This is a genomic window from Burkholderia sp. MSMB1498 (assembly GCF_001526245.1).
Classification (GTDB): domain Bacteria; phylum Pseudomonadota; class Gammaproteobacteria; order Burkholderiales; family Burkholderiaceae; genus Burkholderia; species Burkholderia savannae.
Map to the genome: position 1 here is coordinate 1 of NZ_LOYJ01000054.1, position 12,031 is coordinate 12,031.

The 12,031-nt window shown below is 69.1% G+C and carries 11 protein-coding genes and 2 pseudogenes; 12 read left to right on the forward strand and 1 reads right to left on the reverse strand.

Annotated elements, in window-relative coordinates; genetic code table 11:
• From WS91_RS35705 to WS91_RS09850, 12 genes and pseudogenes are all read left to right on the forward strand, one after another.
• Window positions 1-171 (forward strand): annotated as a pseudogene (locus tag WS91_RS35705) (multidrug transporter); the annotation flags it as partial.
• 31 nt (window positions 172-202) lie between these two features.
• Window positions 203-405 (forward strand): annotated as a pseudogene (locus WS91_RS37265) (hypothetical protein); the annotation flags it as partial.
• 18 nt (window positions 406-423) lie between these two features.
• Window positions 424-1,068 carry a GTP cyclohydrolase II gene (locus WS91_RS09805; protein WP_052145026.1) on the forward strand — a complete coding sequence of 215 codons (645 nt, stop codon included), beginning with the start codon at window positions 424-426 and terminating at the stop codon, window positions 1,066-1,068.
• The gene (locus WS91_RS09810) at window positions 1,065-2,762 is read left to right on the forward strand and encodes a WD40 repeat domain-containing protein (RefSeq protein WP_059581881.1); all 1,698 of its coding nucleotides are present in this window, start codon (window positions 1,065-1,067) and stop codon (window positions 2,760-2,762) included. The genes WS91_RS09805 and WS91_RS09810 overlap by 4 nt, the downstream gene beginning before the upstream one ends.
• Complete coding sequence (locus tag WS91_RS09815; protein ID WP_038745328.1) at window positions 2,759-3,451, forward strand: 1,6-didemethyltoxoflavin N1-methyltransferase; 693 nt, start codon at window positions 2,759-2,761, stop codon at window positions 3,449-3,451. Before WS91_RS09810 ends, WS91_RS09815 begins: the two co-directional genes overlap by 4 nt.
• A 15-nt stretch (window positions 3,452-3,466) precedes the next feature.
• Window positions 3,467-4,450: a formylglycine-generating enzyme family protein gene (locus WS91_RS09820; RefSeq protein WP_038745330.1), complete on the forward strand. Its 984-nt coding sequence runs from the start codon at window positions 3,467-3,469 to the stop codon at window positions 4,448-4,450.
• A 106-nt stretch (window positions 4,451-4,556) separates the two neighbouring features.
• The gene (ribD, locus tag WS91_RS09825; RefSeq protein ID WP_059670198.1) at window positions 4,557-5,651 is read left to right on the forward strand and encodes a bifunctional diaminohydroxyphosphoribosylaminopyrimidine deaminase/5-amino-6-(5-phosphoribosylamino)uracil reductase RibD; all 1,095 of its coding nucleotides are present in this window, start codon (window positions 4,557-4,559) and stop codon (window positions 5,649-5,651) included.
• Window positions 5,652-5,712: 61 nt separating this feature from the next.
• A complete protein-coding gene (locus WS91_RS09830) occupies window positions 5,713-6,765 on the forward strand; it encodes a methyltransferase (protein WP_059581892.1) in 1,053 nt (350 codons plus the stop codon).
• 2 nt (window positions 6,766-6,767) lie between these two features.
• The gene (locus WS91_RS09835; protein ID WP_059643882.1) at window positions 6,768-7,631 is read left to right on the forward strand and encodes a VOC family protein; all 864 of its coding nucleotides are present in this window, start codon (window positions 6,768-6,770) and stop codon (window positions 7,629-7,631) included.
• Between the two features lie 34 nt (window positions 7,632-7,665).
• On the forward strand, window positions 7,666-9,069 hold the full coding sequence (locus tag WS91_RS09840) for an MFS transporter (protein WP_059581900.1): 1,404 nt from the start codon (window positions 7,666-7,668) through the stop codon (window positions 9,067-9,069).
• A 74-nt stretch (window positions 9,070-9,143) separates the two neighbouring features.
• Window positions 9,144-9,635 carry a DUF2165 family protein gene (locus tag WS91_RS09845; protein WP_059582243.1) on the forward strand — a complete coding sequence of 164 codons (492 nt, stop codon included), beginning with the start codon at window positions 9,144-9,146 and terminating at the stop codon, window positions 9,633-9,635.
• An 18-nt stretch (window positions 9,636-9,653) separates the two neighbouring features.
• On the forward strand, window positions 9,654-11,057 hold the full coding sequence (locus WS91_RS09850) for a DUF6687 family protein (protein WP_059643879.1): 1,404 nt from the start codon (window positions 9,654-9,656) through the stop codon (window positions 11,055-11,057).
• Here the strand turns inward: WS91_RS09850 and WS91_RS09855 are convergent.
• On the reverse strand, window positions 11,054-11,839 hold the full coding sequence (locus WS91_RS09855) for a helix-turn-helix transcriptional regulator (RefSeq protein ID WP_038745343.1): 786 nt from the start codon (window positions 11,837-11,839) through the stop codon (window positions 11,054-11,056). The genes WS91_RS09850 and WS91_RS09855 overlap by 4 nt on opposite strands.
• Window positions 11,840-12,031: the final 192 nt, after the last annotated feature.

Sequence of the window (12,031 nt, forward strand, 5' to 3'; positions counted from 1 at the left end):
GCGCGGCTCGCGCGCTGGACGAACCTCGTCGATCTGTACCGCGCGCTGGGCGGCGGCTGGATCGAGCGCGCGGGCGAGACGCCGCGCCCAGCGGATGCGCCCGTCGACTACGGACGTGCGGCGGCGCCCGCGGCGGCGATGGCGGTAGCGATTTTGTCCACCAAAAATTAGTTGAGCACGCAACCAATTAAGAGACGGCGATACGAATCGAACAATGACCGGCGACACCGTAATCGGTACGGATGCACAATCGGCGAAGCTTTTGCACAATCGGACGCAGCAGCCAATCAAGAGCTCGCCTAGAACCCGAGAGACAGCAACAAAACGGAAATCGATTCACCCAGCAGACATAACAACAAAGCAACAAGACTTCCGTGTTCTTCGCGATGCGTATCTCAATGTTGAATAACCTTGAGGCACAGCATGAATGATCGTCGTATCCCCCCAACGCTGAGCGCGTCCGTCCGTACGCGCGTCAACGTACCCATCCGTCCGCGCACCGACCAGCAGCGGTACGAGGCCGAGATGGTGACGTTCCAGGGCCTTTGCGACAGCGCCGAGCATCTCGCGCTCGTCTTCGGGCCGCTCACCGACGCGCCGCTCGTGCGCGTGCATTCCGAGTGCCTGACGGGCGACGTGTTCGGCTCCGCGCGCTGCGATTGCGGCGAGCAGCTCGACGAGTCGGTCGCGATGTTCGGCCGCGAAGGCGGCATCCTGCTCTATCTGCGTCAGGAAGGCCGCGGCATCGGGCTGTACAACAAGCTCGACGCATACCGCCTGCAGATCTCGCAAGGGCTCGACACGTTCGCCGCGAACCGCGCGCTGAACTTCCCCGACGACCTGCGCGATTTCCGCGTCGCCGCGCAGATGCTTCAGGCGCTCGGCGTCAGCGAGATCTCGCTCGTCACCAACAACCCGGACAAGATTTCGCAGATCGAGAAGCACGGCATCCAGATCAAGCGCGTGCGGCAGACGGGCGTGTTCGTCAACCACACGAACCAGGGCTACCTGCGCGCGAAGATCGATCACCACCGTCACGCCATCAACCTCAGCCAGGAACTGCAATGATCACTCACCGCGCACCGATCAGCGGGATTGCCGCGCACCGCGACCAATACGTTCTGACTGCCGGTTACGACAACCAGGTCATCCTGTGGGACGCGAAGACCCAGCGTCCGCTCGCCCGCGCGATGCACGACCATCTCGCGAACCAGGGCGCGTTCTCGCCGGACGGCGCGTACGTCGTCACGTCGTCGTCCGATTACAGCGCGCGCCTTTGGACCGTGCCCGATCTGCGGCTCGTCGCCGTGTTCGCCGACCAGGAAGACGACGTCGAGATGAGCGCGTTCCATCCGGACAAGCCGCTCGTCGCGACCGCGTCGCGCGATCATCGCGTGCGGGTCTACGACTTCAGCGGCAAGCTGCTGAACACGTTCGGCGGCCACGCCGCCGACGTGATCTCCGTCGAATGGATGCGCGGCACCGACGAGATCGTGTCGTCGAGCGACGACGGCACGATCAAGCGCTGGTCGCTCGCGAAGAACGGCCTCGTCGCCGACATCGATCTCGACGGCATCGAAACCGACACGATCGCGATCGCCGCCGACGGCCGCATTTTCGCGGGCAATGACGAGGGCGAAATCATCTCGATCGGCGTCGACGGCGCGCGCGCGACGATCGACGCGCACGACGCGGGCGTGAAGCGGCTCGTGCTCGACGGCGACCGGGGCCTGCTCGTGTCGCTGTCGTACGACCGCACGATGCGGCTCTGGAGGATCGGCGCGTCCGGCCAGCCGGAAGCACTCGGCGGCGCGGCGCTGCCGCCCGAGGTGTGGCCGCGCTCGTGCTCGTTCGAAGGCGACGAGCACATCGTGTTCTCGACGTTCCATTCGAGCTATCGCCGCTACAACTGGAAGACCGAGCACTGGGACGCGGCCGAACTGCCGCCGACGCACGGCGTGAACGCGGTGGAGCCCGTCGACGGCCATCTGTGGACGATCGGCGATGCGGGCATCGTGCGTGTCGACCAGCGCGAGCATGCGCGCACGGGCAGCCTGTGCAATTTCCTCACGCCGGCGGGCGAGCTGATCCTGACGGGCGGCCAGCTCGGCAAGGTATTCGACGCGCGCAGCGGCCGCGAGCTGCACCAGCACCGTTCGCCGCTGAACTGCGGCGCGTCGTTCGAGCGCGACGGCGTCGCGCACGCGGTGATCGGCGCGTACACGGGCGAAGGCATCGTGCTGCGGATCGACGGCACGAAGGCGACGCACGTCGCCGACCTGCCGCTGCACGCGAACGCGGTCAAGGGCATCGCGGTCTCGGGCGATCAGATTTTCTCGGTCGCGGCCGATGCGTCGGCGACCTGGTATAGCGCATCGACGCTCGAGCCGGTGTTCGAGCTCAAGCGCGCGCACGACAAGATCGCGAACGGCTGCGCGGGCCTCGGCGGCGGCTACTTCGCGTCGGTGAGCCGGGACCTGAAGTTGCGGATCTGGTCGCCCGACCATCACGCGGACGTGATCGCGACGCCGCACACGCACTCGATCAAGTGCGTCGCGGCGAGCGCCGACGGCCGCCACGTCGCGACGGGCAGCTACAACGGCCGCGTCGCCGTCTACGACCGGATCGAGAAGCGCTGGGCGCTCGACGTGCGCGTGACGACCGCGGGCGTGTCGTCGCTCTCCTACGACCCGGCCGCGCGCGCGTTCCTCGCGAGCTCGTACGACGGCAACGTCTATCGCATCCCGCTGGAGCGCGCATGAGCGCCGCCGAACCGCACTACATCGACGCGCAGCGCACCATCGCGCCCGTCGACGGGCCGCTCGCCGCGCCGCGCGAGTACGCGGCGGTGCTGCGCTCGGATTTCGTGTCGAGCTACCACGACGGGCGCGACGTCTGGACCGACGAGGCCGCGATGCGCCCGGCGAGCGCGATCCTGCACGAGCATCTCGGCCGCCCGGCCGACATTCTCGACGCGGGCGCGGGCCGCGGCCGGGACACCGCGTACTTTCTCGAGCACGGGCACCAGGTGACGGCGGTCGATCTCGTCGAGCCGCCGGAGTGGGCGCAACTCGCGCAGCGCTGGGGCGAGCGCGTGCGTTTCGTGACGCGCGCCGTGTCCGAATTCGAAGGCGCGGCGCTCTTCGACGGCGCGCTCGACAACGGCTGCCTGCACCATCAGCATCCTGACGCGTACGGCGCGTACCTCGCGCGCGTTCATGCGCTGCTGCGCCCCGAAGGGCTTTTCACGATCTCGGTGTTCGAGTCCGACGGCCCGGGGCGGCTGTACGCAAACCAGGCGCAGCGCCTCTACCGCGAGTTCACCGAGCCCGAGCTCGTCGAACTGCTGGCCGCCGCGCATTTCACGCCCGTCAGCAGCCACCGCGTGCCGCGGCCGAAGGCCGGCCTGCACTATCTGGTGCTGACGGTTCGCAAAACCCGAACCGACTGACGCGAGTTGATGCCTATGACGCTCAAGCTGGCCGACAACCCGAACTATCTCAGCGACCGCGCGGCGATGGCGCTGCCGGAGAACCTGTTCGTCGCGCGTACGAGCGCGACCGTGTTTTCGACGCATCTCGACCTGCTGCGCGCCGCGCCCGAGCAGTGGAGCGCGATCGCGCAGGACCCGGACGCGCCGTTCGAGCGGCGCTACGCGGCGGGCACGCTGCTCGGATTCGCGGGCGACGCGCGAATCCGCCCGCTCGATCCGGCGATGTGCGACGTGCCCGCCGCGCAGGCGCGTCTCGGCACCGAGCCCGAACGGGTGCCGCAGGTCGTCGCCGAATGGGAGCGCGTCGGCGTGATCGAGGAGTGGATCGCGAAGGAGTGCCCGCGCTACACGACGGAGCTCGCCGCGTTCCGGATGATGCGCTATCCGGTCACGAACCTCGAATACCGGCTCTTCCTCGAAGAGACGGACGCGCCGTGGCTGCCGACGTCGTGGACGTTCGGCGTCTATCCGGTCGAGCGCGCGAACCATCCGGTCTGGACGGTGCCCGCCGAGGCGGCCGATGCGTACGCGCACTGGCTGAGCGAAGCGACCGGGCGGCGCTTCCGGCTACCGACCGAGGCCGAATGGGAGTACGCGGCGTCCGGCGGCGCGGGCGTCGAGTATCCGTGGGGCGACGCGTTCGATCCGCGCGCGGCGAACACGGTCGAGGCCGGACCGTTGTCGACGACGCCCGTCGGCATCTTCCCGCTCGGCCGCAGCGTGTTCGGCATCGACGATCTCGCCGGCAACGTGGAGGAATATGTCGCGGACGACTATCGCCCGTATCCGGGCGGCGCGCCGATCGACGACGACCTCGCCGTCACGCAAGGCAGCTACCGGATCGCGCGCGGCGGCAGCTTCACGCGCTTCGGCGATCTCGCGCGCTGCGCGCGCCGTCACGGCCGCTATCAGCGCGACATCTACGCAATGGGCTTCCGGCTCGTGGAGTCGCGATGAGCGCCGCGCGGATCGCCGATCGGCGCGCGCGCCGCGCATCGATGCCGCCCGCCCGCGGCCGCCCCGCACGAATGGCGCGCGCCGCATCCTCGACGGACGACCGACGATGAGCACGTTTTCCGACATCGACCGTGCGCACATGACCCGCGCGCTGCGGCTCGCCGAACAGGGTCTTTACACGACGCATCCGAATCCGCGCGTCGGCTGCGTGATCGCGCGCGGCGAAGAGGTGCTCGGCACCGGCTGGCATCGGCGCGCGGGCGAGCCGCACGCGGAAGTGCACGCGCTGCGCGAGGCCGGCGAGCGCGCGCGCGGCGCGACCGCATACGTGACGCTCGAGCCGTGCGCGCATTACGGCAGGACGCCGCCGTGCGCAAACGCGCTCGTCGCGGCGGGCGTCGCGCGCGTCGTCATCGCGGCGCGCGATCCGTTCGAGCAGGTAGCCGGGCGCGGCGCCGCGCGCCTCGCCGACGCGGGCATCGTCGTCGAACAGGGGCTGATGGAAGGTTACGCGCGCGAGCTGAACATCGGCTTCTTCAGCCGGATCGAGCGCGGCCGGCCATGGACGCGCGCGAAGCTGATCCTGTCGATCGACGGGCCGCTCGACGAAATCGACCGAACGGTGCTCGACGTGACGGAATCGGAGTCCCGCGACGACATCCGGCACTGGCGCGCGCGCAGCTCGGTGGTGCTCGCGCCGCAAGGTCCGGCCTACGCTGTGGCGAGGAACGGCGCCGCGGCGCGCTACGTCGTTCGCTCGTGCGACTGCGCGGCGCTCGACGCGGCGCCCGCGACGGCGGAAGGCGTGCCGACGCTCGCGCTGCATCGCGAAGGCGCTCGCCAGGCCCACGCGCCGTCAGCCGGCGCACCGATCGAGTCGGGCATCGACGCCGAAGCGGACCTGCCCCTGCCCGACGCGCTCGCGCGTCTTGCCGCCCAGGGCGCGAACGAGCTGTTCGTCGACGCTGATCTCTCACTGTGCGACGCGCTGTTCGAAGGCGATCTCGCCGACGAACTGCTGCTCTACGTGCACCCGTCACGCTGCGGCGCGCCCGTGCCGGCGCCGCGGCTCGTCGCGTCGATCGACGACGTCGCGCACCGCTGGGGCCTGCGGCCGTTTCAGCATCTCGCGATCGGCTGCGGCCAGCGCATCCTGCTGCGCCGTCTCGCGCGTCCGCCCGGGCGCGCCGTACTTCAATAGCCGCGCGGCGCCCAGCGTCGCGCACCGTTTTTTCCCCGCACCACATCGAACGAGGACCTCAATGAACGCATCTGCTGTCGAGACCATCTACGAGTCGACCGAAGACAAGGCGGCACTGACTTCGGTGGTCGACTTGGTGAAGCTGTCCGACCAATACCGGCAATCGGCGATCCTGCATTACGCCGTCGCCGAAAAGCTGTTCGATCTCACGCAAACGAGCCGCACGCCCGCCGAAGTCGCGGCGAGCTTCGGCATGGTCGAGGGCAAGGCCGCGATCCTGTTGCACGCGCTCGTCGCGCTTGGCCTGCTCGCCAAGGAAGGCGACGCGTTCCGCAGCACCGAGCTGACCGCGCGCTACTTGACGACCACGAGCGCCGACTACATCGGCCCGATCGTCGAGCATCAGCATCTGCAATGGGACAACTGGCCGCGCCTGGGCGAGATCCTGCGCAGCGAGAAGCCGCTCGCGTTCCAGCAGGAAAGCCGCTTCGCGCACGACACGCGCGCGCGCGACGCGTTCAACGACGCGATGGTGCGCCTGAGCCAACCGATGGTCGACGTGGTGAGCGGCCTGGGCGTGTTCGCGAGCGCGCGCACCGTGATCGATCTCGCGGGCGGCCACGGCACGTATCTCGCGCAAGTGCTGCGCCGCCACCCGGAGCTGACGGGCCAGATCTGGGATCTGCCGACGACCCGCGACGCCGCGCAGAAGACGGTCAAGGCGCACGGCTTGGCCGGCCGCGTCGAGTTCTTCGAGAAGAACCTGCTCGACGCGCGCAACTTCGAGGGCGGCGCGGCCGATGTCGTGATGCTGAACGATTGCCTGCACTACTTCGACGATCCGGAGGCGCGCGCCGTGATCGGCCACGCGGCCGGCCTCGTGAAGCCGGGCGGCGCCCTCCTGATCCTCACGATGACGATGAACGGCGATCGCGTGACGCCCGCGCTCTCCGCCGATTTCTCGCTGCACATGATGGTGAACACGAATCACGGCGAACTGCATCCGACGCCGTGGATCGCCGGCGTCGTGCGCGACAACGGCCTGTCGGTCAGCGAGCGTTCGATCGGCCGCTACACGCTGCTCATCGGTCAACGTCCCGCCAGCGAGGTCTAACCATGCTCGTTTTCGAACTGATCAATCTCGACGTCAATCCCGCCGACGCGGAACGGATCACGCGCACGCTGTCCGCGCAATGCACGGCGGCCGGCTACCGGCTGCGCGCGCCCGAGACGAACGGCGCGGCGCCCGACGGCGTGTTCGTGCTGTCCCGCTCGGCGTCGGCCGAGGCGAGCGCCGAGCGCGCCGGCACGGCCGGCTGGGCGGCCGCCGCGCAGATCCGCATCGATCCGGCCGGCACGGAAGGCGAAGCGCCCGCGGTCTGGCGCGAAGGCCATTCGAGCGCGTTCTGCTATCCGCTCGCGCTCGCGCTGACGGCGGCCGACGCGTCGTCCGACATCGCGCGCGACTGGCTCGCGAGCTTCGCGACGTTCACCGCGTGCATCAAGATGTGGCGCCGGCTGCGCGACGAACCCGAGCAGGGCCAGCCGCGCGAGCTGCGCGTGAACCACATCAACATCCTTGCGCGCGATCTGGACAAATCGGTCGATTTCTACCGCCGAATCTTTGGAGCCTCTTACTGCTACAACCTCGGTCCGAAGAAGGTTGTAATGGAGCTGAACGGCTTCGATTTCTTCATCGAGCAGGCGGACGCCGTCGCCTACCCGCCCGGCTATCACTTCGGCGTGCGTTCGGACCCGGACGGCGTGAAGACGATCGCCGCGCTCGTCGAGGCGGACGGCGGCATCAGGATCGTCAAGGGCAACGGCCCGGCGCCCGGCTATCACGCCGGCCCGGACCGCGTGCGCACCGCCTTCTACTTCCAGGACCCCGACGGGCTCGAAATCGAAGTCTATTCTCCGGAGATCGAAATGCTCGAGAGCAATCCGCACCTGATCTCGCAGCATCTGTCGCCATCCTGACGCCCATCCAACCCAGCAATCGACGAGGTAGTCCATGAGTTCCATCACCGCCCCTTCGTGGGGAGAGCTGCTGTCCGGCCGCAACGGCTTGCGCTCGATCGCGCTCGCGGGCGGCGTCGCGCTGCACGCGATCAACATCTACATCGCGACGACGATCCTGCCTTCGGTCGTGCGCGACATCGGCGGGCTCGAGTACTACGCATGGAACACCACGCTGTTCATGGCTGCCTCGATCATCGGCGCGCCGCTGTCCGCGAACGTGCTGAGCCGTTTCGGCCCCCGCGCCGCGTATCTGGTCGCGCTCGTCGTGTTCTGCGCGGGCACGCTCGCGTGCGCGGGCGCGAACGGCATGCCGTGGATGCTCGTCGGCCGCGCCGCGCAGGGTTTCGGCGGCGGCATCCTGTTCGCGCTCAGCTACGCGCTGATTCGCATCGTGTTCGACGAGCGGCTGTGGTCGCGCGCGATGGCGATGGTGTCCGGCATGTGGGGCGTCGCGACGCTGTGCGGGCCCGCGATCGGCGGGATCTTCGCGCAGTCGGGCACGTGGCGGCTCGCGTTCGTCGCGCTCGTGCCCGTCGCCGTCGTGCTCGCGCTGATCGTGATCGTCCAGCTGCCCGCGCGCGAGGCGTCGGGCGCGCAGGCCGCGCGGCCCGCGATCGGCAAGATCCTGCTGCTCGCGGTGTCGGTGCTCGTCGTGTCGGTCGCGAGCCTGTCGAGGGAGATCGTCGCGAACGTCGCGGGCGTCGCGGCCGGCATCGCGATCGCCATCCTGATCGCGCGCTTCGAGCGCGGCGCGACGATCCGGCTGCTGCCGACGGGCGCGTACGACGTGCGCGCGCCGCTCGGCGCGATCTACGCGTGCATGAGCCTGCTCGTGATCGGGATGACCACCGAGATCTTCGTTCCGTATTTCCTGCAGATCATTCACGGCTACCCGCCGCTGCTCGCCGGCTATCTGACCGCGCTGATGGCGGCCGGCTGGACGGCCGGCTCGCTGTTCAGCTCGGGGCGCAGCGCGCGCACGGCGCAGGCGCTCGTGCGCGGCGGGCCGCTTCTCGTCGTGCTCGCGCTCGTCGCGCTCGCGATCGTCGTGCCGCCGTCGCACCTGCTGAGCGCCGGGCCCGGCCTCGCGGTGCTGTGCGCGGCGCTCGCGGCGGTAGGCGTCGGCATCGGCGTCGGCTGGCCGCATCTGCTCACGCAGGTGCTGCAGAGCGCGCCGGCTGGCCAGGAAGATCTCGCTTCGACGTCGATCACCACCGTCCAGCTCTATGCAACCGCGATCGGCTCCGCGCTCGCCGGCCTCGTCGCGAACCTCGCCGGCTTCTCCGAGCCGGGCGGCCTCGCGGGCGCACAGCAGGCGGCCGCGTGGCTCTTCTCGGTATTCGCGGCGGCGCCCGTGCTCGCCGCGCTCGTCGCGCGGCGCGTGCGCGCCCGATGACCGCCGCGCGCGCCGCCGCCATCGCGGCGCGCGGCGCCCTGCCGATCCCCGCAACACGACAAGCACGACGCACGATGAGCCTGCTGACCGAGATCGATTTATTCAAGAGCCTGCACGCGTTCGCGATCGCCGGATGGGCGACGATCGTCACGATCAACAACGTGCAGACGTTCGCGGCGACGACCAACACCGTCGGCCGCACGATGAGCATGGCGCTGCTGAAGCAGGACCCGCCCGTCGACACGCCGCTGCTGCGCCGCGCGACGACGTCTCGCGGCCTGCACCGCGCGGCGCTCGCGATCATCGTGCTGCTGCAGGCGTTCACCGCGATCGCGATGTGGGGCGGCCTCTGGCAGTGCCTGGCGACACCCGCGCCGCATGCACCCGCGCTGCCGTGGCTCGACGCCGGCGCGACAGGCTTCGCCGCGTGCGCGCTCGCGCTGCTGCTCGGCGGGCTGTGGTACGGCTACTGGATACGGCAGGAAGGCCTGCAATTGACCCACATCGCGCTCGTCGTCTGGTCGATCGCCGCCTATCTGCTGTTCCACCTCGGTACGACAACTTGACTTGACAGGATCACTGCGATGACGACCCATCTTTCCCTCCACGACGGCGATCACGTCGTGCGGTTCGACGACGACGTCGCGGCCCGGCTCGACGGCGTCGAGTTGCGGCTGCTCGCGGGCCGCGTCGTGGCGATCCGCGAAAACCAGTTCATCGATCTGCAAAACGTGATCGCCGGCGGCGGCGCCGTCACGCGCGACGGCAACCCGTTCGACCTGCGCCGACGCAATCTCGGCACGCTCCATTACGACTTCGGCGGTCACGGCGAGCTGGCGCTGCGCGATGCCGAAACCGATGCCGATGCCGCGCGCATCGCGGCCGCGCTCGCGCGCGAAGCCAACGCCGCACCCGCGTCGCAGCCGGAGGCCGTCACGCTCACGCCCGGCGACCGGCTTTCGTTCCTGCCGTTCGAGCACGCGCGCGACGTGCCGAACATCTCGGCGGACGCGACCCATAACGCGGCGACGCGGCTCACGCTGTCGCACTGGCCGGCGAACCGCACGCCCGCGCGATACAAGGCGAACCTGTCGACCGAGAGCGTGCTGCGCTTCGTGCCCGAGAGGCTCGACGAGATCGACGTGCGCCACGTGACGACCGATCACTTCGATCTCGACGGGCTCGCGTCGGTGTACGGGCTGATCGCGCCGGATCATGCGCTGCGCCATCAGGCGCTGCTCGTCGACGTCGCCCGCTTCGGCGACTTCGCGCGCGGCCGCTCGGACGCCGCGCGGCGGCTCGCGTTCGCGCTGAACGCCGTCGTCGCGCGCGCGACGCGCGACATCGGCGCGCCGCGCGACGAAAGCACGCGCATCGCGCGGGTCTTCCGCGCGCTGCTGCCGGTGCTGCGCGATCTGCTCGACGCGCCATCGATACCCGGCGAGCTCTGGCTCGACGCCGACCGGCACCACGCGTCGACCGAGGCGCTGCTCGATCATCCGGACGCGGCGCTCGAGCAGCATCCGGAACTCGACCTCGCGGTGTTTCGCCTGCCCGCCGCAAACGCGCTGCGCGGATGCGCGTCGCAGCGCTATTTCGGCCTATCGCCGATCGGCTTCCACAACCGGACGCCGCTGTCGACGCTCGCGCTCGTCGCGCACGGCGACGTCGTCGTGCATCAACGCTACGAGGGGTGGGTCGAACGCGTATCGGCGGCGCCGCGGCCGCGGCGCGATCTGTCGATCTTCGCGCGCGCGCTGCAGGCGGTCGAGCCGCACGCGTGCCGCTGGCAGTACGACGGCGTGCAGCACATCATGCCGAGGCTCGGCCATGACGGCATTCGACCGAGCGGCATTCCGGTGGACGCGATCGTGCGCGAGCTGAAGCGGCTGCTCGCGGTCGCGCCCGCCGCGTGGGAGCCGACGCCCGCCGCCGAGCCGCACGACGACGCGCCGCTCGCTCGCGTCGCGAGCGGCGCGCTCGGCTAGAGCATCGCGACGACGGCGGATTGCCCGGCAGCCGCCAGCGCGCTGGCCGGCCCTTGCGGCGCGGCGCGCTCGAGCACCACCGATAGCTGATTGCGCAGCAACGATTGCGGAATCCGGTTGCAATAGCCGGCGCCCGACGCCAGATCGATCAGCTCGTTCTTGCTCGACGCGGAGAACTTGCAGCGCAGGTTTTCCACGTATTGCTCGATCGTCCGGGCCGACAAGCCGAGGATGTTCGCGACATCCTTCGCCGTCTTGTTGCGCGCGAGAAAAAACAGCACCTGCCGTTCGCGCTCGGTCAGCGCGAGCGCGTCCCTCGGCGAATCGATCCGGTAGGTGCCCTGCTCGAACGGATCGCCGACCCGCTTGCCCGTGTACGAATCGCCGATCACGCGGCCGAGCGTGACCATGTCGAGCTGCGACACCTCCGCCGCATGGAAAATCGTGCCGACGATTTCCTTGTTGCTGTCGACAAGCGGAATTTTCGTGAACACAAACGCCATCCAGACGTCCGACGCATACGGGTGGATGTCGAGCACCTTGATCGCCCGGCCGGTTTCGCGGACCTCGCGGTCCTGCGCCTGGAATTGGTCCGCACAATTCGACGATCCGCACGGCAGATCGAATGCGGATTTGTTCTCGAGCTCGCGCGGATTGTGCACGCCGACGACTCGCGCGAACGAATCGTTGACGTGAATGAATCGCGACTGGCTGTCCTGGCAGCCCCAAAGACCGGGATAATGATCGAAAATCAACTTCAGTTGGTCAACGAAACAAGTCATCAGGCCTCCAATTGGTATTTTTCCGTCGCACCTGCGAGTTCGCCGCGCGCGCCAATGCGCGAGCGGACGAAACAGTCTCCTCCACTGCTTGATCGATCACTGCATGTCGGCATGCGCAACGGCGTGCGCGCGTGCGCGCCGACGCGCGCACGCGCGAATCCGATCGGAAGATCGGTGTTCCGCCATGTCTTG